21 protein-coding genes and 1 pseudogene are annotated in these 22,022 nt (G+C 68.1%); 11 read left to right on the top strand and 11 right to left on the bottom strand.

The annotated features are described in order from the left end of the window. Both BLA15945_RS35710 and BLA15945_RS35715 read right to left on the bottom strand, forming a co-directional pair. Positions 1-133, bottom strand: a pseudogene (locus BLA15945_RS35710) (polyamine ABC transporter ATP-binding protein); the annotation flags it as partial. A gap of 11 nt (positions 134-144) precedes the next feature. Beyond that, positions 145-1,266, bottom strand: coding sequence for a polyamine ABC transporter substrate-binding protein (locus tag BLA15945_RS35715; RefSeq protein WP_174994564.1), 1,122 nt, complete (start codon positions 1,264-1,266; stop codon positions 145-147). 245 nt (positions 1,267-1,511) lie between these two features. Between BLA15945_RS35715 and BLA15945_RS35720 the strand changes: the two genes are divergently transcribed. The 3 genes from BLA15945_RS35720 (at position 1,512) to BLA15945_RS35730 (ending at position 4,413) form a co-directional block, all read left to right on the top strand. Continuing rightward, complete coding sequence (locus tag BLA15945_RS35720) at positions 1,512-2,342, top strand: helix-turn-helix transcriptional regulator (RefSeq protein ID WP_174994565.1); 831 nt, start codon at positions 1,512-1,514, stop codon at positions 2,340-2,342. Between the two features lie 149 nt (positions 2,343-2,491). Beyond that, positions 2,492-3,664, top strand: a complete 1,173-nt coding sequence (locus BLA15945_RS35725; RefSeq protein ID WP_059241134.1) for a porin — start codon at positions 2,492-2,494, stop codon at positions 3,662-3,664. A 104-nt stretch (positions 3,665-3,768) separates the two neighbouring features. Beyond that, positions 3,769-4,413, top strand: coding sequence for a glutathione S-transferase family protein (locus tag BLA15945_RS35730; protein ID WP_059241133.1), 645 nt, complete (start codon positions 3,769-3,771; stop codon positions 4,411-4,413). 207 nt (positions 4,414-4,620) lie between these two features. On the opposite strand, the gene BLA15945_RS35735 is transcribed toward BLA15945_RS35730, so the two are convergent. The 5 genes from BLA15945_RS35735 to BLA15945_RS35755 all read right to left on the bottom strand — a co-directional run bounded on the left by BLA15945_RS35735 (position 4,621) and on the right by BLA15945_RS35755 (position 7,706). After that, a complete protein-coding gene (locus BLA15945_RS35735; protein WP_059242386.1) occupies positions 4,621-5,121 on the bottom strand; it encodes a hypothetical protein in 501 nt (166 codons plus the stop codon). Positions 5,122-5,341: 220 nt separating this feature from the next. Then, positions 5,342-5,809 (bottom strand): sodium:proline symporter, encoded by a 468-nt coding sequence (locus BLA15945_RS35740; protein WP_174994566.1) that lies wholly within the window; start codon positions 5,807-5,809, stop codon positions 5,342-5,344. Positions 5,810-5,861: 52 nt separating this feature from the next. Continuing rightward, on the bottom strand, positions 5,862-6,533 hold the full coding sequence (locus tag BLA15945_RS35745) for a hypothetical protein (protein ID WP_059241131.1): 672 nt from the start codon (positions 6,531-6,533) through the stop codon (positions 5,862-5,864). Further along, positions 6,526-6,714, bottom strand: a complete 189-nt coding sequence (locus tag BLA15945_RS35750) for a hypothetical protein (protein WP_155627318.1) — start codon at positions 6,712-6,714, stop codon at positions 6,526-6,528. Before BLA15945_RS35750 ends, BLA15945_RS35745 begins: the two co-directional genes overlap by 8 nt. A 14-nt stretch (positions 6,715-6,728) precedes the next feature. Next, positions 6,729-7,706: a LysR substrate-binding domain-containing protein gene (locus BLA15945_RS35755; protein WP_174994567.1), complete on the bottom strand. Its 978-nt coding sequence runs from the start codon at positions 7,704-7,706 to the stop codon at positions 6,729-6,731. A gap of 57 nt (positions 7,707-7,763) precedes the next feature. On the opposite strand from BLA15945_RS35755, the gene BLA15945_RS35760 reads away from it, so the two are divergent. From BLA15945_RS35760 to BLA15945_RS35770, 3 genes are all read left to right on the top strand, one after another. Continuing rightward, the gene (locus BLA15945_RS35760) at positions 7,764-8,663 is read left to right on the top strand and encodes a DMT family transporter (RefSeq protein WP_059241129.1); all 900 of its coding nucleotides are present in this window, start codon (positions 7,764-7,766) and stop codon (positions 8,661-8,663) included. Positions 8,664-9,305: 642 nt separating this feature from the next. Beyond that, positions 9,306-10,460, top strand: coding sequence for a branched-chain amino acid ABC transporter substrate-binding protein (locus BLA15945_RS35765; RefSeq protein WP_059241128.1), 1,155 nt, complete (start codon positions 9,306-9,308; stop codon positions 10,458-10,460). Positions 10,461-10,547: 87 nt separating this feature from the next. After that, complete coding sequence (locus tag BLA15945_RS35770; protein WP_124456688.1) at positions 10,548-10,850, top strand: XRE family transcriptional regulator; 303 nt, start codon at positions 10,548-10,550, stop codon at positions 10,848-10,850. 93 nt (positions 10,851-10,943) lie between these two features. Here the strand turns inward: BLA15945_RS35770 and ydiJ are convergent, their stop codons facing one another. Then, on the bottom strand, positions 10,944-14,003 hold the full coding sequence (ydiJ, locus tag BLA15945_RS35775) for a D-2-hydroxyglutarate dehydrogenase YdiJ (protein WP_174994568.1): 3,060 nt from the start codon (positions 14,001-14,003) through the stop codon (positions 10,944-10,946). 153 nt (positions 14,004-14,156) lie between these two features. On the opposite strand from ydiJ, the gene BLA15945_RS35780 reads away from it, so the two are divergent. Then, entirely contained in the window at positions 14,157-15,047 is an 891-nt protein-coding gene (locus tag BLA15945_RS35780; RefSeq protein ID WP_059241125.1) for a LysR substrate-binding domain-containing protein, read from the top strand. A gap of 22 nt (positions 15,048-15,069) precedes the next feature. On the opposite strand, the gene BLA15945_RS35785 is transcribed toward BLA15945_RS35780, so the two are convergent. Beyond that, on the bottom strand, positions 15,070-15,921 hold the full coding sequence (locus BLA15945_RS35785) for a LysR substrate-binding domain-containing protein (protein WP_059241124.1): 852 nt from the start codon (positions 15,919-15,921) through the stop codon (positions 15,070-15,072). 110 nt (positions 15,922-16,031) lie between these two features. Here BLA15945_RS35785 and BLA15945_RS35790 point away from each other — a divergent pair, with 110 nt between their 5' ends. Next, positions 16,032-16,679, top strand: a complete 648-nt coding sequence (locus BLA15945_RS35790) for a LysE family translocator (protein ID WP_059241123.1) — start codon at positions 16,032-16,034, stop codon at positions 16,677-16,679. A gap of 60 nt (positions 16,680-16,739) precedes the next feature. Here the strand turns inward: BLA15945_RS35790 and sfnG are convergent, their stop codons facing one another. Beyond that, a complete protein-coding gene (sfnG, locus tag BLA15945_RS35795) occupies positions 16,740-17,843 on the bottom strand; it encodes a dimethylsulfone monooxygenase SfnG (protein ID WP_174994569.1) in 1,104 nt (367 codons plus the stop codon). Between the two features lie 35 nt (positions 17,844-17,878). After that, the gene (gene msuE, locus BLA15945_RS35800; protein WP_059241121.1) at positions 17,879-18,439 is read right to left on the bottom strand and encodes an FMN reductase; all 561 of its coding nucleotides are present in this window, start codon (positions 18,437-18,439) and stop codon (positions 17,879-17,881) included. Here msuE and BLA15945_RS35805 point away from each other — a divergent pair. The 3 genes from BLA15945_RS35805 (at position 18,438) to BLA15945_RS35815 (ending at position 21,977) form a co-directional block, all read left to right on the top strand. Next, positions 18,438-18,668, top strand: a complete 231-nt coding sequence (locus BLA15945_RS35805) for a hypothetical protein (protein ID WP_174994570.1) — start codon at positions 18,438-18,440, stop codon at positions 18,666-18,668. The genes msuE and BLA15945_RS35805 overlap by 2 nt on opposite strands. 247 nt (positions 18,669-18,915) lie before the next feature. After that, complete coding sequence (locus tag BLA15945_RS35810; RefSeq protein WP_174994571.1) at positions 18,916-20,052, top strand: sigma-54 interaction domain-containing protein; 1,137 nt, start codon at positions 18,916-18,918, stop codon at positions 20,050-20,052. A gap of 224 nt (positions 20,053-20,276) precedes the next feature. Continuing rightward, a complete protein-coding gene (locus BLA15945_RS35815; RefSeq protein WP_174994572.1) occupies positions 20,277-21,977 on the top strand; it encodes a dihydroxyacetone kinase family protein in 1,701 nt (566 codons plus the stop codon). Positions 21,978-22,022 lie beyond the last annotated feature (45 nt).

Here is a 22,022-nt window from a genome sequence, read left to right on the forward strand (position 1 = left end):
CGATCGTCAGGTTCACGTTGTCGACGGCCGTGCTGTCGCCGAATTTCTTCACGACGTTTTCGATGCGCACGAAGGCGCCCGCGTCGTGGCGTGCATCGGCCGTGGCCGGTGCGGCAGGGAGCGTATGGATCATCGCCGTCGCCCTCAACCGCCGGACTTCAACTGCAGCCACAGACGGTTCTGCATCCGTGCGATGTCGGCGCTTCTCGGCATCGCGAGCGACGTCTTCGCGATCGTCGCGTCGGACAGGTAGACGCTCGGGTCCTGCACGATCGCCGGCGTCACGAACGCGCGCGCAGCCTTGTTCGCGCTCGGATAGAAGATCTCGTTCGTGATCGCCGCGTTGATCTTCGGGTCCTCGATGTAGTTGATCCACTTCAACGCGGCTTCCGGATGCGGCGCGTCCTTCGGAATCGCCATCACGTCGAACCACAGCAGGCCGCCTTCCTTCGGATTCGTGTAGCGGATCTCGTACGAGCGCTTCGCGTCCAGCGTGCGCCGCCGCGCGATGCTGACGTCGCCCGACCAGCCGAGCACGACGCACACGTCGTTGTTCGCGAGATCGTCCGCATAGCCGGCCGAGCTGAACTGCGTCACGTACGGACGGATCTTCTTCAGCACCTCGTAGGCGGCCTGGTAGTCGGCCGGGTTCTTGCTCTCCGGATCCTTGCCCATGTATTGCAGCGCCGCCGCGAACGCGGCGTCCGGCGCGTCGAGCAGCGAGATCCCGCAGCCTTTCAGCTTCGCCGCGTTCACCGGGTCGAACAGCAGCGCCCAGCTGTCGGTCGGCGCGCTGTCGCCGAGCCGCTTGCGCACGGCCTCGACGTTGTAGCCGATCCCCGTCGTGCCCCACGCCCACGGCACGCCGTACTGGTTGCCCGGGTCGGCCTTCGCGATCATCTTCATCAGCACCGGATCGAGATTCGCGAGGTTCGGCAGCTTCGATTTGTCGAGCTTCTGGTACACGCCGGCCTGGATCTGCTGTGCGAGATAGTTGGACGTCGGCACGACGATGTCGTAGCCCGAGCTGCCCGCGAGCAGCTTGGTCTGCAGCGTATCGTCGCTGTCGTAGCTGTCGTAGCGCACCTTGATGCCCGACTGCTTCTCGAAATTGGGCACCGTGTCCTTCGCGACGTACTCCGACCAGTTGTACACGTTCAGGTTGGTATCGCCTGCGCGGGCGGACAGGCTCGCCGCGAAGGCCAGCACCGCGGACGCGACGAGCGTGGCACGCAGGGCCGGTTGACGACGGATACGGATACGCATGGGGATTCTCCTTGTGATGGGGATCGGCCGTTGCGCCCGGGTCCGGATCCGGACTCGCGTCAACGCCGTCGGGCGGTGTTCAGCACAAGGGGCAATGTAGAGATCGCGGCCCGCAGCGTCAGTCCCGAAAACCGGGACAAACGGCGCCGTCGTTTCGGGCCGTTTGGGTAGATTCCCGCGTAGGCAGTCGAAAATATTCGTGATACCTGTAGCGCCACCTGAAAAATCCTTCGACACCCGACGCCATGAGCGCTGCGCTGCCCGCCCCCGATCTCCCGCTGAGCCACGTCGCGTTCGTGACCGAAACGCTGGGCGACATCGCACAAGCTGTCGGGACGCCACAGTTCATGCGCGCCGTCTACGACACGCTCGTGCGCTACGTCGACTTCGACGCCGTGCATCTCGACTACGAACGCGCCGCGGAGCCGGGCAGGCGCAACGTCGGCTGGATCGGCAGCTTCGGCCGCGAGCCCGAGCTGATCTCGCAGGTGATGCGTCACTACTACCGCAGCTATGCGAGCGACGACGCGACCTATGCGGCGATCGAATCCGAAAGCGACGTGCAGCTGGTGCAGGTGTCCGCGCAGCGCGTCGCGAGCGAGCTCCGGCACCTGTTCTTCGACGCCGGCGACATTCACGACGAATGCGTGATCACCGGCGTGACGGGGGGCACGCGCTACTCGATCTCGATCGCGCGCTCGCGGCGGCTGCCGCCGTTCTCGCTGAAGGAGCTGAGCCTGCTGAAACAGCTGTCGCAGGTCGTGCTGCCGATGGCGTCCGCGCACAAGCGCCTGCTCGGCGCGTGTGCCGACGACACGCCGCGCGACGAACTCGATCTCGACCTCGTCGCGCAATGGCTGCCGGAATGGCAGGAACGGCTGACCGCACGCGAGATGCACGTGTGCGCGTCGTTCATCCAGGGCATGACGTCGGCCGCGATCGCGCAGTCGATAGGGCTCAAGACGTCGACCATCGACACGTACGCGAAGCGCGCATTCGCGAAGCTCGGCGTCGAATCGCGCCGGCAACTGATGACGCTCGTGCTGCGGAACGCGTCGCGGCGGCACGACGCATAGGCCCCGCGTGCCGCGCCCCTGCCGTTGCGCGCGCATCCATCGCCGCGCCGCCTCATAACGATCCGACAATTTATTGGTTCCCTTGACGATGCGCCGTCCGTATCGTTCACCGACTCGTCAGACCAATCGACCAACGGGGGAATCCAACAATGAAACAGATCCGGTCATTCGCACTGCTCGCGCTGCCGGCAGCGCTCTACGCCGCCGGCGCGCACGCGCAAAGCAGCGTCACGCTGTACGGCATCGCCGACGCGGGCATCGCCTACGTGCACAACGCGCAGAATGCGAGCGGCGGCAACGCATCGAGCCTCGTCAAGTTCAGCAGCGGCAACCTGTCGGGCAGCCGCTGGGGGCTGCGCGGCATCGAGGATCTCGGCAGCGGCCTGTCCGCGCTGTTCCAGCTCGAGAACGGCTTCAACATCGGCACCGGCGCGCTCGGCCAGGGTCAGCGCGAATTCGGCCGCAAGGCCGTCGTCGGCCTCGCGAGCAGCACGTACGGCACCGTCACGCTCGGCCGCCAGTACGATCCGGTCGTCGATCTCGTGCAGGGCCTCACGCAGGACAACTATTTCGGCGGCGTGTTCGCGACGCCGGGCGACCTCGACAACTACGACAACAGCCTGCGCGTCAGCAACTCGGTGAAGTACACGAGCCCGCTGATCTCGGGCTTCCAGTTCGCGGCCCTGTACGGCTTCGGCGGCGTCGCAGGCTCGACCGGCAACGGCCGTACGTACAGCTTCGGCGCGAGCTACGCGAACGGCCCGCTGTCGCTCGGCGCCGGCTTCTTCTATGCGAACGGCGGCACGACGGTCGCGAATGGCGTGCGCACGTGGTCGAGCAGCTCGGACACGCTGTTCAACACCGTGATCAACCAGGGCTTTTCGAGCGCGAAGTCGATCCAGATCGTGCGCGTGGCCGGCCAGTACGTGGCCGGGCCGGCAACCTTCGGCCTCGCGTATTCGAATACGCAGTACGGCGCGGACACGCTGTCGGCGTTCAGCCAGAACGCGAAGTTCAACAACGGCTCGGCGTTCTTCAACTGGCAGTTCTCGCCGGCGCTGCGCGCGGGCGTCGGCTACAACTACACGTCGCTGACGGGCCCGGCTTCCGCGCACTACAACCAGGTCAACCTCGGCGCGGACTACGCGCTGTCGAAGCGTACCGACCTGTATGCGCTGTTCGGCTACCAGAAGGCGAGCGGCAACACGCTCAATGCGAGTGGTGCGACCGTGAAAGCGGCCGCGTCGGTCGGCTCGTACGGCGTGAACTCCGGCACCGATACGCAGGAACTCGCGATCGTCGGCATTCGCCACAAGTTCTGATCGCGTCGTCGCACGACGACTGCCGGGCAGGCGCGCACCGCGGTGCGCGCCCGCGGCGTTTACACTGTCCGGCTTCAGGTTCCGTACAACGCAAGGAGACCGGCATGCTGACGGTATGGGGACGACGCAACGCGTTCAATGTCCAGAAGGTGATGTGGCTCGTCGACGAACTCGCGCTCGCGCATCGGCACGTGCCGGCCGGCGGCCGGTTCGGCGTGCTCGATACGCCCGACTTTCTCGCGATGAACCCGCACGGTCGCGTGCCCGTGGTCGACGACAACGGTACCGTCGTATGGGAGTCGCACAGCATCCTGCGCTACCTCGCCGCGCGCTACGGGCGGCCCGGCTTCTGGCACGACGACCCCGCCGAGCAGTCGCGCGCCGACCGCTGGATGGACTGGGCGCAGACGACACTGCAACCGGCGTTCCTCAACGGCGTGTTCCGCGGCTACTACCGGACGCCGCCCGGGCAGCGCGACACCGCGCGCGTCGAGCAGAGCATCGCGCAATGCGCGCAGTATTTCCGGCTGCTCGATGCGGCGCTCGCCGGACACCCGTTTCTCGCAGGCGACGCGATCACGCTCGCCGACATCGCGGCCGGCACGCATCTCTACCGGTATTTCGAACTCGATATCGCACGGCCCGACGTGCCGAACGTGGAGGCGTGGTACGAACGGCTGAAGGCGCGGCCCGCGTATCGCACGCACGTGATGATTCCGTTCGACGACCTGCGCGGCAAGCTCGACTGACCGGTTGCCGCCCCGGCAGCGGAACGGCTTTCGCACCACACACGCCCGAACGGCGCGGCCGTGTGCTCGAGAGGGTCGACGCGTGTCGGGGAGCCGCCGTCGCGACGCCGCCTCCCGCTTCGCGCGCCAGGCCGCTCGTCGTTCCCGCGGACGTGGCATTCCCGATACATGCGTGCGAGCGCGTACGTTCAGGCTGGACGCCTCGACCTAGTGTCGCCGCATGCCACCGGCCCCGCCCATGCCGCCGAACCGGTGCATGCCGCCGAATTCGTGACTCGCACCGACCGGGAACGTGCCATGGCGAAAGCCCGCACCCACCGGGACGCCGAAGCGGCGATGATCGATCGGGTTGAAATGGTCGACGTGATCGAAGTGATGGAAGCGATGGAATCGATCGACGAAGATGAAGCTCACGCCCGCGCCGATGAACAGCGGCGGCCCCCAGTACCACGGGTCGTCATACGGATAGGCTGCCACCGGATACCACACCACGCTACCGTCGGCACTTTGCACGATCTGCCAGGTGCCGTCGCTTTGCAGGCACGCGCGCCCGACGATCTGCTGCGCCGTGCCGTCGATGTCCGCCTGCGCGACGACAGCACGGCAGTTCGTGCCGTCGCCCGACGGATCGTCCGCCATTTGCGCGACGACGGACGTGGAAAGACCGAGACAGACGATGCCTGCCGCGGCTCGAAACAGGTTGCTCATGATCGGCTCCCGCGTGTTGCCCCCGACCATTCGATCCCCGGCGTCGCTGACGACACCGGGCACACCGGATTGCTTGCGCACGATTCATCGCACGGCGGTCGCGACGCGCCGCCGCTTCGTACAGGGTCTCCTGACGGCTAAACGGTGCGGCGCGGCGGGTTATTCCAGGGGTCTGGATACGAATGACCGCAGCCGGAGCGCCCGGCACGCGTTGCCGGGGTCAGCGTTCGAGCGGGCGCCGGGCGACGCAGTAGACAGCCGCTGCCGTGATCCCGAATACCAGATGGGCCACCAGCGTGATCGCGCCGCGAACCGGGATGAACCACGGGAAGCGTGCCGTGAAGGCGTACAGGTTGACGCCGTAGAGGACGAGGCCGAACGCGCCGCCGGCGAGCAGCGCGGCGCGGAGCGACAATCCGTGAACCAGCCGCGCCAGCGCGGCCGCATAGACCAGCGAAAGCGCGGCATGCACAAGCGTCGCCACGCCCATGACCAGCGGATCGAAGCCGCCGGCCGAAGCGAGCACGCGGCGCCCCATCACGATGGCCGCCGTGAGGCGCGCGTCGCGCAGCAGGTTCCGGAGCGCGTCGTCGCCGACGAGCGGCCAGAGCAGCAGCTCGATGACGGTCGATCCGACCGCCGCGCCGAACGCGGCCCAGAGAATCGGGACCGGACTTGCTGGCTTCAAGTGTCGTCCTCAAGGCAACCGGCCGACGCATCGGCCCGCCGCACCGACCGACTTACGACGCCCCTTCGCAGTCCGTCCAGTACGCAAACGGATCGCGGTGTTTCGGATAGCGCTCGTCGAGCCATTTCAGCAGCGTCGCACGGGCATTGTCCATGTCGGCTTTCAGCGACGACGTCGTGAGTTCGTGCACTTCGATGGACTTTTCGCGATCGATCACGAAGCAGTTCCAGTCGGGACCGTCGAGATCCGGATCGTCGGATGCCTTCGACGACTTGCTCCAGCCGAAGCGCTTGCGTGCATCGATGAAGTAGCGCGGGTGCACCTTCAGATACGACATCTCGCCGCCCTGCAGGCTGCTCTCGGCGCGCAGCACGTCGTGTTCGTCGACGATCTGCGTGACTTCCGGAAGCCGGCGCGAGCGCCAGCCGGCCGGCAGCGTCGCCACGGCCCGGATGCTGTCGTACGTCCCCCATTCCAGCCCCCACGCTTCGGCCATGCGCTTCATGAACGCATCGGCGCTCGGATAGCCGCGCAGCTGGATGCGGGTCGACAGCGTGACTTCGACACGGCCGCGGCCGCCGGATGCACTGGACACCTCGTCGTCCGCCGCTTCGAACGGATTGCCGGCACGCGGCGATGAGCGCGTCGCGTCCGCAGGCGCCATGCCCGAAAACAGTTGATCCAGCGCGGCACGCGCTTTCGACGACTTGTCTGGTCTATTCATCGGTTCCCTTTTCTGCAAATTTGAACCCGTACTGCCATTGTTGGTGATTGGCTCGCCGCCGGCCAAAGGCGCGATTTTGCCTCATTGCGGCGATCTCGCCATATTCCGCGGCTGCATTGTAGCGATCTGGCGCCGCCGGTCGAGCAAACAGCATGGGCGCGGCACGGTCGGTCGCATCCACGGCGGGCTGCGCGCCTACCCCAACGCCTTCACCATCCGCTCCATCAGCGCGAGCACCTCCGGCCGATTCTCGCCCTTCGCATGCACGAAGTGATACCTGAGCAGCGAATCGACCTCATGACGGCTGACGCGCACGAGCGCGCTGCGCTTCAGGTACGCATCGGCGAGCGGCGTCCGCGCGAGCGCCACGCCCAGCCCTGCTTCGGCCGCCGCGAGGACGAGGTTGTAATCCTCGAACCGGCGATCCTGCGCACGCGGCTTGAACGGAATGCCGAGCCCGTCGAACCAGGTGCGCCAGCCCGTCACGTCGGAATCGTGCAGCAACGGCAGGTCGAGCAGCGCGGCATCGCCCGCCCGGCGGCGCGCCTTTGCCAGTGGCTCGGCCAGCCGCGGATGCGCAACCGGATACAGCCGCTCCGGCATGAACGCACGGGTTTCGAGCTGACGCCAGTTGCCGCGCCCGTACCGGATCGACAGATCGGCTTCGCCGCCGGCGATATCCACGTTGCGCAATTCGATGCCGAGCTCGATGCGCAGCGCAGGCGCTTCGCGCTCGAGCACATGCTGCCGCTCGAACAGCCAGAGCTGCGCGAACGCGGGCACCACGCTCATCCGGACCAGCCGCGGCGTACGCGGCGAGCGCCACTGATCGGCCGCGCTGTCGATGATCGCGAACGCCTGCTCGATCCGGCCGACGAAACGCTGCCCGTCCGGCGTCAGGCGCACGCCGCGCGCATGCCGTTCGAACAGCGCCATCCCCAGCCAGTTTTCCACCGCGGCCACCCGCCGGCTGATCGCGCCATGCGTGACGCCGGAAACTTCTGCGGCCGCGAGAAACGAACCCTCGCGCGCCACCGCGCAGACAGTCTCCAGGCTCGCGAGCGGCGGCCGCGGGCCGGGCGCCGGCGCGGCGGCCGACAGCGCGTCCGCCAGCTGGCGCGCACGCGCCGGACCGCCGGCCCGCCGCGAACCCGAGCTGTGAGCCATATTCATATCCGGGTGTTGATCTGTGCGCTAGCTTAGCATCTCGCCACACCGCACCATGCCCGCATGAATACCCTTTCGTCACCGGCGTCGCGCAACGCGCGACAACCGCTCGTCGCCGCAGGCGCGATCGCGTTCACGATCGTCTCGTGGGCGTCCGCCTTCCCGTTCATCCGGATCGGCCTGCACGGCCTCGCACCGCTGCAGCTCGCGGCGGCGCGCTTTGCAACCGCGGCGCTGCTCGTGATCGCGTGGCTCGCATGGCGAAGGCCGCCGCTGCCGGCGAAGGGCGACGCGTTGCGCTTCGTCGCGTGCGGTTTTCTCGGCATCGCGCTGTACAACGCGCTGCTCAATACCGGCGAGCAGACCGTGTCGGCCGGCGCGGCGAGTTTCATCGTGAATACGCTGCCGATCTTCACCGCACTGCTGGCCGCCGTGTTTCTGCGCGAGCGCTTCAATCGCTGGGGATGGCTCGGTTCGCTGGTCAGCCTCGCGGGCATCGCGGTAATCGCGCACGGACAACCGGGCGGCCTCGTGCTCGGCTCGGGAAGCACGCTGATCCTCGGCGCCGCGTGGTGCTCCGCCAGCTATTTCGTGTTGCAGCGGCGACTGATTCCCGTGTACGGCGCACTACCCTGCACAGCGTACACCCTGCTGGCCGGCGCCGTGCTGCTCGCGCCCTGGCTGCCCGGCGCACTCGTGTCGCTCGGCAGCGGGTCGCGCGACACGGCGCTCGCCGTCGTGGTGCTCGGCGTCTTTCCCGCCGCGCTGGGCTACGCGACCTGGACCTTCGCACTCGGCTATTTCGGCGCGGCGCGCGCGGCCAATTTCCTCTACCTGACGCCGGCGGTCGCGACGCTACTGTCGATGGTGCTGACAGGCGAGCGGCCCGGCATCGCAACGGCTTGCGGCGGCCTGCTGGCCATTGCCGGCGTGATCTTCGTCGCCCTGCGCGGGCGTTCGTAAGCTCGCGACGGCCGCGGGAATCGCCGTGCCGGCGCGACGATCGGGACGCGGCCGGGACGAACAGCACCCCGGTATCTGCAAAACCGAATGGATGATCGGGGCCGTGCAACCGGTACCCATCCGGCGATGCTGCCGAGCTTGACCGTTAGTTGCATTAAGACGAGCGCCGTCGTTGATGAAGCACGACGACGAACCCGGAGCAGCGATCGCAGGTGTCCAAACTGTGCAGACAAATCGACCGAACAGTTCCCGATTGACCGTGCGTCAGTGTCCATGGCCTCGCCCCGGCGACCGGCCGAATAATGGATGCGGCCGTAAGGCCGGCGACAGCGAATCGCAGCCTTCTGGCCCGCCGCAGCGCACGATTTCCGGCCTCCGGAACCGTCGATATCCGGGCGCCGGCCCGCGTCGCACCGGCCTGCTACGCGATTCGCCGCAGCGCGCAAAATCGGGTTCATATATATTCATATGAATTGCACGGTGTCGGGCGCCGGTCCGCCCGCTCGCCCGGGCGGCAGGTCGTAAGGCCGGACGCCATGCAAGTGACGCCCGTGATGGGTATGGAGACTCGTCCGATCGCCCCGGCGCCCCAGCCGGCCGGTCGCGACGTCAATAGAAAGACATTCAATTCGGAGATGGCAGATGGAACGAAGCACTGTCGGCATGCGCTGCAAACCCCTGATCACCGTTGCACTGGCTGCCGCCGCGTTCGCGGCCGCGTCGAGCGCGATGGCCGACCAGGTCGTGAAGATCGGCAGCGTCGAACCGACGACGGGCGGCATCTCGCACCTCGGCAAGGACAACGAGAACGGCGCGCGCCTCGCGGTCGAGGAAATCAACGCCAAGGGCCTGACGATCGGCGGCAAGAAGATCACGCTGCAACTCGACGCGCAGGATGACGCGGCCGACCCGCGCCAGGCCACGCAGGTTGCGCAGAAGCTCGTCGACGACAAGGTCGTCGCCGTCATCGGCCACCTGAACTCGGGCACGTCGATCCCGGCGTCGAAGATCTACAGCGACGCGGGCATCGTGCAGATCTCGCCGTCGGCCACGAACCCGACCTACACGCAGCAAGGCTTCAAGACGACCTACCGCGTCGTCGCGACCGACGCGCAGCAAGGCCCGGCGCTCGCGAGCTACGCGCAGTCGAAGGGCGTGAAGAGCGTCGCGGTGATCGACGATTCGACGGCGTACGGCCAGGGCCTCGCGAACGAGTTCGAGAAGAAGGCGAAGGCGCTCGGCCTGAAGGTGCTGTCGCACGACGCGACCAACGACAAGGCCGTCGACTTCCGCGCGATTCTGACGAAGGTCAAGGGCGAGAACCCCGACGCGATCATGTACGGCGGCATGGACGCCACCGGCGGCCCGCTCGCGAAGCAGGCGAAGCAGCTCGGCCTGCGCGCGAAGATCCTGTCCGGCGACGGCGTGTGTACCGATTCGCTGGCCGAGCTGGCCGGCCCGGCGGCCGACAACGTGCTGTGCTCGCAGGCCGGCGCGGCGCTCGAGAAGATGCCGGGCGGCGCGGCGTTCGTCGCGAAGTACGAGAAGCGCTTCAACCAGGGCATCAAGTTCGATGCGCCGTTCGCGTACGACGCGGTCTACATCGCGGTCGACGCGATGAAGCGCGCGAACTCGACCGACCCGGCGAAGATCCTCGCGGCGATGCCGGCGACGAAGTACGACGGCGTGATCGGCACGACGACGTTCGACGCGAAGGGCGACCTGACGCACGGGATCATCTCGATCTACGGCTACAAGAGCGGCAAGAAGACGTTCCTCGACCAGGTGAAGATGTAACCCGCCGCGGCGCCGGCACGACGGGAACGCCACCCGTCCGCGCCGGCGCCGCGCGGGCCGATTTCTGATTCACGGAGACGAAGCATCATGTGCGCAATGGCGTATGCGGAATTCCAACAGGAGCTGAAGAAAGCGCAGTTGACGGCGCGCGAGTTCGCCCGCCTGATCCGGATGAACGAAAGCTCGATCACGAACTATTCGAGCAAGGGCACCGTCCCGTCCCACCTCGCGGTCATCGCGAAACTGATCGGCACGCTGGCCGCGCACGAGATCGACTTCCGGCGCGTGATCCGGCAAATGCGGATCGAGCCGAAACGGCCGCGCGGCGTCGGCGTGTTTCCCGCGGCGGAAAAACCGCGCACGCGGAAAGCGGCGAAAGCCGACGCCTGAGCCCCGGCATGCGTCGACGGCGGCACGGCGATGGCCGCGCGACGCGCGATCGAAATCGCCGTCACGGGCCACGCGGCACGCACCGCCCGATCGTCACCCCGCCGTACGGACGTGATCGAGCAGCGCCTGCAACGGATGGCGCAGCTGCTTCGACGACATCCGCTTGACCTGGCTGCGACATGAATACCCGGTCGCCAGCGCCTCGCCTTCCGCCTCAGGCCCGTCGACGTGCGCCGCCCACGACTGCGCATAGATCGTCTTCGACGTCGCGAGATTGCGCGCCTCGTGCCCGTAAGTGCCCGACATCCCGCAGCACCCGGCCGCCTGAACCTGCAAACGCAGCCCGCGGCGCGCGAATACCTGCGCCCACTGCTTGCCGCTGTCCGGCGCATTGGTCTTTTCGGTACAGTGCGGCAGCAGCCGGTACGCACCGGCCGGCCCGCCCGTGCCCGTGCTCGTGCCGGCTTCCGGCAGCGCCTGCAGCAGCCACTCCTGCGGCAACGCAACCTTCGGTACGTCGGCAAGCCCCGTCACCTTCAGGTATTCCTGCCGGTACGTGAGCGTCATCGCCGGATCGAGGCCGACCAGCGCGACGCCTGAGCGCGCAAGCGCGGCCAGTTGCGTCGCGTTGCGGATCGCGGCTCTCTCGAACGCCCGCAGAAAACCCTGAACGTGCAGCGCCTTGCCGTTCGGTGCGAGCGGCGCGAGCCACACCTGGAAGCCCGTGCGCGCCGCCAGCTCGATCAGCGTCGCCAACTGCTCGGTATCGAAATAGCGCGTGAACGTGTCCTGCACGATGACGACGCTGCGCGCGCGCTGCGCATCGCTCAACGCGGCGAGCGCACGCGGATCGGCCGGCTTCACGCTCCATTGCCGGATCGCGGCCGCGAGATCGAAGCGGCTGAGCAGCGGACTGTCGACCATGCCGACCTGCCGCTCGAGCAGCGTGCGCACCCAGCCGGTGCCCATCAGCCCGTTGTACAGCGCGGGCACGCGCGCCATCCACGGCATCGTGAATTCGAGCGACCCGATCAGGTAGTCGCGCAGCGGCCGCAGGTAGCGCTGGTGATACAGCTCGAGAAAGCGCGAGCGGAACTCGGGCACGTTGACCTTGACCGGGCACTGCCCGGCGCACGACTTGCACGCAAGGCAACCGGCCATCGCGTCGTACACCTCGTGCGAGAAATCGGCGTCGCCGTTGCGCGCCGCGCGGCTGTTGCGCCAGCGGGTCGCGAGGCCGCGCAGGAACGGCTGCCGCGCGCGCGCCGCCGCGACGACGTCGATGCCCGCCTGCCCCTGCAGGCGCAACCATTCGCGCATCAGCGACGCACGCCCCTTCGGCGACTGCACGCGTTCGCGCGTCGCCTTCCACGACGGGCACATCGCGTCGTCCGGATCGAAGTTGTAGCACGCGCCGTTGCCGTTGCAGTGCATCGCGGTGCCGTAGCTCTGCCACACGCGCTCGTCGATCTGCCGGTCGTGTTCGCCGCGTGTCGGCACTTCGTCGATCTTCAGCAGCCGCATCGTGTGGTCCGGCGGCGTCGCGATCTTGCCCGGGTTGAACTGGTTGTGCGGATCGAACGCGGCCTTCAGCTGCTGCAGCGACGGATACAGCTCGCCGAAAAACGCCGGCGCGTATTCGGAGCGCACGCCCTTGCCGTGCTCGCCCCATAACAGGCCACCATGCCGCTGCGTCAGCTCGGCCACCGCGTCCGACACGGGCCGCACCAGCGCGGCCTGCCTCGGGTCCTTCATGTCGAGCGCCGGGCGCACGTGCAGCACGCCCGCGTCGACGTGGCCGAACATCCCGTACTGCAGCCCATGCCCGTCGAGCAGCGCACGGAATTCGGCGATGTACGCGGCGAGATTCTCGGGCGGTACGGCGGTGTCCTCGACGAACGGCTGCGGACGCGCCTCGCCCGGCACGTTGCCGAGCAGGCCGACCGCGCGCTTGCGCATCGCATACACGCGCTTCACCGCATCGTCGCCGGCCGCGAGCGTATGGCCGAGCCGCTCCACGCTCGTATCGGTGCGCAGATGCTCGACGAATGCACGCACGCGCGCATCGACGTCGTGTTCGTCGTCGCCGCTGAATTCGATCAGGTTGATGCCGAGCGTCGGGCGCGCGTCGTCCTGCGGAAAATACTCGGCGACGCTGCTCCACACGAAGTCCTTCATCGCGAGCATCAGCACTTTCGAGTCGACCGTCTCGACCGACAGCGGCTGGTGCTCGAGCAACGCGCGCGCGTCGCGCAGCGCGTCCATGAAGCCCGCGTAACGCACGTTGACCAGCACCGAATACCTGGGGATCGGCAGCACGTTGAGCTTCGCCTCGACGACGAAGCCGAGCGAACCTTCCGCGCCGCACAGTACGCTGTTCAGGTTGAAACGGCGGTCGGGTTCGCGCAGGTGCGCGAGGTCATAGCCGGTCAGGCAGCGGTTGAGCTTCGGAAACTTCGCGTCGATCAGCGCCGCCTTGTCGTCGCTGATGCGGCGCGCGGTGCGATACACCTTGCCGATGCGGTCCTGTTGCGCACAGCGGCGTTCCAGCGCGTCGTCATCGAGCGCGGCGCTGTGCAGCCGTTCGCCGCCCATCAGCACGAAATCGAGTTCGAGCACGTGGTCGCGCGTCTTGCCGTACGTGCAACTGCCCTGCCCGCTCGCGTCGGTATTGATCATCCCGCCGACGGTCGCGCGGTTCGACGTCGACAGCTCCGGCGCGAAGAACAGCCCGTGCGGCTTCAGCGCCGCATTGAGCTGATCCTTGACGACACCCGCCTCCACGCGCACCCAGCGCTGCGCGACGTCGATTTCGAGGATCCGGTTCATGTTCCGCGACAGGTCGACGACGATGCCGTCGGTCAGCGACTGCCCGTTGGTGCCGGTGCCGCCGCCGCGCGCGGCCACCGCGACGTCGCGGTGCGCGGGCTCGGCCAGCAGCCGGGCCAGCAGCCGGACGTCGTCGGCATGCGCGGGACAGATCACCGCCTGCGGCAGGCGCTGGTAGATCGAGTTGTCGGTGGCCTGCACCGTCCGGTTCGCGTGATCCGCGCGAATCTCCCCGGCGAAGCCGGCGGCCTGCAGCGCGGCGAGGAAATCCCGGTAAACGTTCGCGGGCGGGCTGACGGGACGGGGCAACGGGGCGATCGACATGGGGCAAAAACGCAGTGTGGGTGGAGCCGGCCGGTTCATGTGCGCCGAAACATGATTATTTGGCAAGTTTCCGCGCGACCGGGAATTCCAGTATCTTTGGATATTCCTTGAGAAACAAACGAATTCTCGTCCGGCAAAAGTTGCATAAAACTCATGAATTACCGTCGCCTCACCCCGTCGATGTCGCTGCTGCTCGTGTTCGAGGCCGCCGCGCGGCATGAAAGCTATACCCGCGCGGCCGAGGAACTGTCGCTGAGCCAGAGCGCGATCAGCCGGCAGGTCCAGACGCTCGAGGATCAGCTCGGCGTACCGCTGTTCCGGCGCGAGGGCCGCTCGGTCAAGCTGACCGAAGTCGGCCGCCGCTACTTCGCCGAGCTGAGCGGCGCGCTCGGGCGCATCCGCGGCGCGACGCTGCAGGCGATGTCGCACCAGGCGGGCGCCGGCACGCTGCGGCTCGCGACGCTGCCGACCTTCGGCTCGAAATGGCTGCTGCCGCACCTGCACGATTTCTACGCCGCGCATCCGGGCGTGACCGTGCACCTGCATTCGCGGATCGGCGCGATCGATTTCCTCAACGACGATCTCGACGCGGCGATCACCGTCGGCGCGGGCGATTGGCCGGGCCTGCACGCGCACCGGCTGTACAACGAGTTCCTGATCGCGATCGCGCCGCCGGAGGCGGGCCGCGGCCGCAAGGCCGACGCGCGCACGCCGGCGTGGGCCGCGAAGCAGACGCTGCTGGGTGTGACGAGCAATCAGCAGGCGTGGGCCGAATGGTTCTCGCACTGCCGGCTCGATCACCGGCAGATGCGCATCGGCCCGAGCTTCGAGCTGACGTCGCACCTGATCCAGGCCGTGCGGGCCGGGATGGGGATCGGGCTGGTGCCGAAGGTGCTGGTGGAGGACGAACTGGGCCGCGGCGAGCTCGTGTCGATCGGCGACGCGATCACGAGCCAGCGCAGCTACTACCTCGTCTACCCGCCCGGCAACGAGACGCTGCCGTCGCTGGTCGCGTTCCGCGAATGGCTGCTGACGTCGTGCTGATGCGCCACTGGCGGCGTGCCGGTCAGGTGCGCCATTCGCCGAGAATCTGCTCGGCCAGGTAATCGCACGGCGGACGCGCGGACTGCGCGCTGCGCGCGAGCACGACTTCGAGCTCGCCCAGCGGCGGCAGCCCGTGGCTTTCCGAAAGCTGCACGAGGTGATCCGGAATGCAGCAGCGCGCCAGCGGCGCGACCGCGAGCCCGGCCTCCACCATGCTCAGCAGCCCGAGGTGGCTCGGGCTTTCGTACGACATCCGGTACGGGATCTTCTGCCGGTTCAGCGCCTTGACCGCCTGATCGCGCGCCATGCTGCCGCCGTGCGTGAAAAACGCCACCGGCAGCGGCCGCTCTTCCCACACGTTGCGCTTCGGCGAGCCGACCCAGACGAGCGGCTCCATCCGGATCAGCTCGCCGGTCACGCCCTTGATCCGCGTGAGGCACGCGAGGTCGACCGTGTTGTCCTTCAGCATCGGCACGAGCGCGCTGCTCGGCTGGCCGATCACGCGCACTTCCACGCGCGGATGCATCGCGGCGAACTTGCCGAGCACCTGCGGCAGCAGCGACGAAATGTAATCGTCGGGCACGCCGATCGTCACGCGGCCGCGGATCTCCGGGCGTACCACCGACGCCCACGCCTCGTCGCGCATCGCGAGCATCCGGCGGCCGTAATCGGCAAGCACGATGCCGTCGCCGGTCGCCGTCACGTTGCGCGTGTCGCGAATGAACAGCGGCTTGCCGAGCGCGTCTTCCAGCGCCTTGATCTGCATGCTCACCGCCGACGGCGACCGGTGCACGGCCTGCGCGCCCTGCGCGAACGATCCGGTTTCGGCGACGGCCACCACCATCGCGAGCACATCGAGGTCGAGCTTCTTCATTTCTCTTCAGAAAAACTGATCAATCCGTTCAGTTTATCCCGTTTTACTGTTCGCCTCCACGGCCGGACAATGAGTCCCGTCAGCACTCACTCGATGCAGGAAGCGAAAAAATGCACACGTCCGGATCGCTCTACGGGTTTCTCGTCGTCGGCGGCATGCTCGCGGTCACGCCGGGGCCGAACATGGTCTACGTGATGTCGCGCTCGATCGCGCAAGGGCGGGCGGCCGGGCTCATTTCGCTCGCCGGCGTGATGATCGGCTACCTGTTCTACATGTTCGGCGCGGCCTTCGGCATCACGACGCTGTTCATGAGCGTGCCCTATGCGGGCAGCGTGCTGGGCGCGGTCGGGGCAACCTACCTGCTGTACCTGGCATGGCAGGCGGTGCGGCCCGGCGGCCGCTCGCCGTTCGAGGTGAAGGCGCTGCCGAACGAGCAGCCGCTGCGGCTGCTCGCGATGGGTGCGACGACCAGCGTGCTGAACCCGAAGCTCGCGATGCTGTTCGTGTCGCTGCTGCCGCAGTTCATCGACTACGGGCAAGGCAGCGTGTTCGGCCAGTCGCTGTTTCTCGGGTCGCTGCTGATCGCCGCGTTCGCGTCGGCCAACGGGCTGGTGGCGATCTGTTCGAGCAGCATCGCGAAATTCCTGCACGGGCGCCCGATGCTGCTGCTCGCGCAGCGCTGGGCGATGGGCCTCATCCTCGGCGGTCTCGGTGTGCAGATGGTGGTCGAGGCGTCGAAGATGGCGGGCGTCGCATAAGCGACACGCCGCCGCGCAGGCCCGCGCAATCGCGGGCCGTGCGCGTTCGTCAGGCCATCGTCACGCGGCGATCGCCTGCCGCTGCGCCTCGAGTTCGCGCACGAGCGGCAGCACGCGCTGGCCGAAGTACTCGACTTCCTCGATGAAGTGCAGGAACCCGGCCAGCACGAGATCGACGCCGATCGCCTTCAGCGCGACGATCCGCTCGGCGATCTGCTGCGGCGTGCCGATCAGGTTCGTGCGGAAGCCGTCGTTGTATTGCACGAGATCCTCGAACGTCGATTTCGCCCAGTTGCCCTCGCCTTCGGGCGACGCCTTGCCGGCCTCCTTCACCGCAGCGCCGAACGCGTGCACGGCTTCGACATGCGCGTGCCGGATGATGTCGTCGAGCACGGCCTGCGCCTCTTCCTCGGTGTCGCGCGCGATCACGAACGCGTTGACGCCGATGCGCACGCGATGGTTGTTCGCGGCCGCCTTCGCGCGGATGTCGTCGATCTGCGCTTTCAGGTTCTCGGGCGTATTGCCGTTCGTGAAATACCAGTCCGACACGCTCGCCGCGTTGTCGCGCGCCGCGCGCGAGCTGCCGCCCTGGAAGATCTCCGGATGCGGCTTCTGCACCGGCTTCGGGCTCAGCGTGTAGTCGTTGAAGCGGTAGAAATCGCCCTTGAACGTGAAGTTGTCCTGTGTCCAGATGCCCTTCAGCGCCTGGATGAATTCCTTCGAACGCCGATAGCGCTCGTCGTGCTCGAGCCACGGCTCGCCGATCGCGGTGAATTCGCCCTTGAACCAGCCGCTGACCACGTTGATCGCGATGCGTCCGTTCGAGATGTGGTCGATCGTCGCGAGCTGCTTCGCGACCACGGCCGGATGCCACGGCCCCGGCAGGATCGCGGCGAGCACCTTGAGCTTCGTCGTCGCATGCAGCAGCGCCTGGCTGAACGACACCGACTCGTGCTGGTATTCGGCGCCGTAGCCGGCCGTGAAGCGGATCTGGCTCAACGCATAGTCGAAGCCGGCCGCCTCGGCCGTACGCGCGAGCTGCTGGTTGTATTCGAGGCTCCAGTCGGTGCGCTGCTCGATCGTGCTGACGACGAGGCCGCCGCTGACGTTCGGCACCCAGTACGCGAATTTGACGCCGTCGGCGGAAAGGTCGGTGAGGCTCATGAAGGTGTCCTGGTCGAAGGGGAAACGGAAGCGGCTTACGCGGCCGCGGCGGAACGGGCGTGCGGACGCAGTTGCGGCACGGCGCGATCCACGGCGAGCGCGATGCGCTCGCGCAGTGCCGGGCTGGCGATCCGGTACTGGTCGAAATCGCTTTCGGATGCGTATACGCCGATCGGCAGCGTGCGCGCCTGGAAGAAGCTGAACAGCGGTCGCAACTGATGGTCGATCACGAGCGCATGACGCTCGCTGCCGCCGGTGGCCGCGAGCAGCACGGGCACGTCGACGAGCGCGTCGTGGCGCACGAGGTCGAACAGGTGCTTGAAAAGGCCCGTGTACGACGCGCGATACACCGGACTCGCGACGACGAGCGCATCGGCCGTCTCGATCGCACGGATTAGCGCTTCGAGGTCGGCCGGCACCTGCGCGCGCGTCAGCGCGCCGGCCAGCCGGCTGCCGATCTCGCCGAGTTCGATCAGCCGCGTGTCGATCGGCAGTGCGGCGCCGAATGCCGCGACGATCTCGTTGGTCAGCGCCAGCGTGCGCGATGGCCGTTGCAGGCTGCCCGATATCGCGACCACGTTGAGGGTGTTGCTCATGCGATGCGTTCCCGTTGTGGAGCCGCGTGTCGATGCGGCGATACCGTTCCGGGTCAGCAAGGAACGTGCCATTCGTGCGGCCGTTTCGCGGCGCGATCGTCTGCATCGCGAAATTTTTATCGAACACCCGCCCGGCACGGCGTCCGCTCAAATGCGCGATCGTGGCAAGCGTTCCGGCGAGCGCGTCACATCGATATTCCAGCGCGTGATGAACGGAGCGAAGCGGTAATGCTGGCGAGCTGCTGCTCAGGCAGCAGCGTGTTGCACGCAACGACATCGAATCCGGCGCTCCGGCACCACACATGCCCGCTCGTCCGCACCGTTGCAGGTTCCGCAGCAATCGCGCTTTGGTTATCAGAAATCGATGCTTTCCGCGTGCGGAAAAACATTGAACACTTTGCTGACCACGCAGCAGCCGGACCCCGCCGCCCGTCGGCACGGGTCCGCTTCGTCCGGCCTTCCTACGGTTCACCGCCATGACTTCCATTTCCGCATCGCCGCGCCCGCTCACTCTTCGCGTCGTTGCCCCACCCCGCGACCCGGTTGCGCTGCACGCGGCGGGACGCGGAGCGCCCGTGCTCGCGCTGCCCGAACGCCACGCACCGGCCCCGGCGCGCGCGCAGGTGTTCGCCGATCCGCGTTCGCTCGCGCTGCTCGAACAGGTTCGCCGCGTTGCGCCGAGCGACGCGAACGTGCTGATCGCCGGCGAAACGGGCACCGGCAAAGAGCTGATCGCGCGCCACGTGCACGATCTCGGCAAGCGCCGCGACGGGCCGTTCGTCGCGGTGAACTGCGGCGCGTTCTCCGAGACGCTGGTCGACAGCGAACTGTTCGGTCACGAGAAAGGCGCGTTTACAGGCGCCTTCAGCGCGAAGCCCGGCTGGTTCGAAGCCGCGCACGGCGGCACGCTGTTTCTCGACGAGATCGGCGACCTGCCGCTGTCGATGCAGGTCAAGCTGCTGCGCGTGCTGCAGGAGCGCGAGGTCGTGCGGCTCGGTTCGCGCACGGGGATTCCGGTTGACGTGCGCGTGGTGGCCGCAACCAACGTCGACCTGCAGCAGGCCGTCGCGGCCGGGCATTTTCGCGGCGACCTGTTCTACCGGCTCAATGTCGTGCAGCTCGCGGTCCCGCCGCTGCGCGAGCGGCCGGGCGACATCCTGCCGCTCGCGCGTCACTTCTTCGACGTGTACCGCAACCGCCTCGGCGACGGGCCGCGCAGCATCGATCCGCGCGCCGAGCGCCGGCTCGCGGCACACGGCTGGCCCGGCAATATCCGCGAACTGGAGAACGTGATCCATCACGCGCTGCTCGTGTGCCGTCACGACGCGCTGCAGGACACCGACCTGCACATCGCGCCGCCATGCACGCCGGCCGTTGCCGCGCGCGTGACCGGTTCGTCCGGCGACGCGCGGGCGTCGCTTGAAAGCGCGTTGCGCGACCTGTTCGACGACGCCCACGGCGGCCTGTTCGAACACATCGAGGACACGGTGATGCGCGTCGCGTTCGAGTTCAGCCACCGCAACCAGATCCGGGCTGCGCAGTTGCTCGGCATCAGCCGCAACGTGCTGCGGGCGCGGCTGATCCGGGCGAAGGAGATTGCGGCAGCGAAGTAGCCGCCCCCGGCGCAAGCGCGCCGCGATCCGTGCCGCAACGTCCGAACCTGAGGTATCGTGGCGCGAAGCGCATGCTTCGTCGCCGCTCCTGCACACCGGCCGCCCGCCATGCGGCCGCCCGCGCCCGGCGACCGGGCATCCGCACGATTCTCCGCAACACGAAAGCCGTCCGGCGCCCGCGCGGGCCCGGCCGTGCCCTTTTCACCCGTCCGGAATCCGTCGCCATGAAAAAGCTTGTGAACCGCCCGTCCGATGTCGTGCGAGAAATGCTGGAAGGCATCGCGCGGCAATCGCCGCATCTCGCGATCCTCGGCGACGAGCACGTGCTCGTCCGCCAGCCGCTGCCCGAACCGTCGCAGCGTCCGGTCGCGATCCTGTCCGGCGGCGGCAGCGGCCACGAGCCCGCGCACGGCGGCTATGTCGGCGAAGGGATGCTGAGCGCGGCCGTGTGCGGCGAAGTGTTCACGTCGCCGTCCACCGACGCCGTGCTCGCCGCGATCCGCGCGAGCGCCGGCCCGAACGGCGCGCTGCTGATCGTGAAGAACTACACGGGCGACCGGCTCAATTTCGGGCTGGCGGCCGAGCTCGCGCGCGCGGAAGGCATTCCGGTCGAAACGGTGATCGTCGCCGACGACGTGTCGCTGCGCGGCCGCGTCGAACGCGGCCAGCGGCGCGGGATCGCCGGCACCGTGCTGATCCACAAGCTCGCCGGCGCGGCCGCCGCGCGCGGGCTGCCGCTGTCCCGCGTCGCGGGAATCGCACGCGACGCGGCGGCCGAACTCGGCACGATGGGCGTCGCGCTCGACGGCTGCACGATCCCGGGCGCCGACAAATCGGGCTTCAGCCTCGGCGAGACCGAGATCGAACTCGGTCTCGGCATCCACGGCGAGAAAGGCGTCGAGCGCCGCGCGCCGCTGGCGGCCGACGCACTGGCCGACACGCTGCTGTCGAGCATCGTCGCCGATCTCGTGCTCGACCGCGACGAACGCGTCGCGCTGTTCGTCAACGGCCTCGGCGCGACGCCGGACATGGAACTCGCGATCGTGCTGCGCGCCGCGTACGACAACCTGAGCCGGCGCGGCATCGTCGTTGCACGCGCATGGGCCGGCACGTTCCTGTCCGCGCTGAACATGCCCGGCTGCTCGATCTCGGTGCTGCGGCTGAACGACGAACGCGCGGCGCTGCTCGACGCACCGACGCAGGCGCGTGCGTGGCCGGGCGGCGGCGCCGTGAACACCCGGATCCGCGTAGCCGCGGCCGCGTCGCACGACGCGCCGCCGGCGCCGCTCGATGCGGCCGGCAGCGCATGGGCCGCGCGCCTGCAGCCCGCGCTGCACGCGGTTGCGCAGACGCTGATCGACCACGAGCAAACGCTGACCGACCTCGATGCGGCAGCCGGCGACGGCGATCTCGGCGCGAGCATGCTGCGCGCCGCGCAGGCGATCCTCGCATTGCCCGACACCGCTTACGGCACGCCGGCCGGCGCGCTCGCGGCGCTCGGCGCCGCGTTGCGCCGCGCGATCGCCGGCAGCTCGGGGCCGTTCTACGCGACCGCGCTGCTGCGCGCGTCGCGCCGGCTGGCCGAGATCGCCGAGCCGTCGGCGCGCGACTGGGCCGCGGCGTTCCGCGCAGCCGTGGATTCGATCGGCGAACTGGGGGGCGCGCATGCCGGCGACCGGACGATGCTCGATGCGCTGGTGCCGGCCGCCGATGCGTTCGACCGCGCGCTCGACGGCGATCGCGATCCCGCGAGCGCATGGGCGGCGGCCGTCGAAGCGGCCGAACAGGGTGCGGAGGACACGGCGCGCATGACGCCGCGCGCGGGACGCGCGAGCTATCTCGGCGAGCGTGCGATCGGTACGCCGGATGGCGGCGCCGTGGCCGTCTCGTACTGGCTGCGCGCGTTGCAGCCGCACGTACGCTGAGCGGCTGAAAAGCGGCGCGCGCGACGCGGACCCGCCGTGCCGCGC

Source organism: Burkholderia arboris, assembly GCF_902499125.1.
GTDB classification, from domain to species: domain Bacteria; phylum Pseudomonadota; class Gammaproteobacteria; order Burkholderiales; family Burkholderiaceae; genus Burkholderia; species Burkholderia arboris.

Excerpts from the sequence above, each read along its gene's own strand:
- BLA15945_RS35715 (WP_174994564.1), bottom strand. The coding sequence starts at position 1,266 with ATGCGTATCCGTATCCGTCGTCAACCGGCCCTGCGTGCCACGCTCGTC.
- BLA15945_RS35720 (WP_174994565.1), top strand. The coding sequence starts at position 1,512 with ATGAGCGCTGCGCTGCCCGCCCCCGATCTCCCGCTGAGCCACGTCGCG.
- BLA15945_RS35725 (WP_059241134.1), top strand. The coding sequence starts at position 2,492 with ATGAAACAGATCCGGTCATTCGCACTGCTCGCGCTGCCGGCAGCGCTC.
- BLA15945_RS35730 (WP_059241133.1), top strand. The coding sequence starts at position 3,769 with ATGCTGACGGTATGGGGACGACGCAACGCGTTCAATGTCCAGAAGGTG.
- BLA15945_RS35735 (WP_059242386.1), bottom strand. The coding sequence starts at position 5,121 with ATGAGCAACCTGTTTCGAGCCGCGGCAGGCATCGTCTGTCTCGGTCTT.
- BLA15945_RS35745 (WP_059241131.1), bottom strand. The coding sequence starts at position 6,533 with ATGAATAGACCAGACAAGTCGTCGAAAGCGCGTGCCGCGCTGGATCAA.
- BLA15945_RS35755 (WP_174994567.1), bottom strand. The coding sequence starts at position 7,706 with ATGAATATGGCTCACAGCTCGGGTTCGCGGCGGGCCGGCGGTCCGGCG.
- BLA15945_RS35760 (WP_059241129.1), top strand. The coding sequence starts at position 7,764 with ATGAATACCCTTTCGTCACCGGCGTCGCGCAACGCGCGACAACCGCTC.
- BLA15945_RS35765 (WP_059241128.1), top strand. The coding sequence starts at position 9,306 with ATGGAACGAAGCACTGTCGGCATGCGCTGCAAACCCCTGATCACCGTT.
- BLA15945_RS35770 (WP_124456688.1), top strand. The coding sequence starts at position 10,548 with ATGTGCGCAATGGCGTATGCGGAATTCCAACAGGAGCTGAAGAAAGCG.
- ydiJ (WP_174994568.1), bottom strand. The coding sequence starts at position 14,003 with ATGTCGATCGCCCCGTTGCCCCGTCCCGTCAGCCCGCCCGCGAACGTT.
- BLA15945_RS35780 (WP_059241125.1), top strand. The coding sequence starts at position 14,157 with ATGAATTACCGTCGCCTCACCCCGTCGATGTCGCTGCTGCTCGTGTTC.
- BLA15945_RS35785 (WP_059241124.1), bottom strand. The coding sequence starts at position 15,921 with ATGAAGAAGCTCGACCTCGATGTGCTCGCGATGGTGGTGGCCGTCGCC.
- BLA15945_RS35790 (WP_059241123.1), top strand. The coding sequence starts at position 16,032 with ATGCACACGTCCGGATCGCTCTACGGGTTTCTCGTCGTCGGCGGCATG.
- sfnG (WP_174994569.1), bottom strand. The coding sequence starts at position 17,843 with ATGAGCCTCACCGACCTTTCCGCCGACGGCGTCAAATTCGCGTACTGG.
- BLA15945_RS35805 (WP_174994570.1), top strand. The coding sequence starts at position 18,438 with ATGCGATGCGTTCCCGTTGTGGAGCCGCGTGTCGATGCGGCGATACCG.
- msuE (WP_059241121.1), bottom strand. The coding sequence starts at position 18,439 with ATGAGCAACACCCTCAACGTGGTCGCGATATCGGGCAGCCTGCAACGG.
- BLA15945_RS35810 (WP_174994571.1), top strand. The coding sequence starts at position 18,916 with ATGACTTCCATTTCCGCATCGCCGCGCCCGCTCACTCTTCGCGTCGTT.
- BLA15945_RS35815 (WP_174994572.1), top strand. The coding sequence starts at position 20,277 with ATGAAAAAGCTTGTGAACCGCCCGTCCGATGTCGTGCGAGAAATGCTG.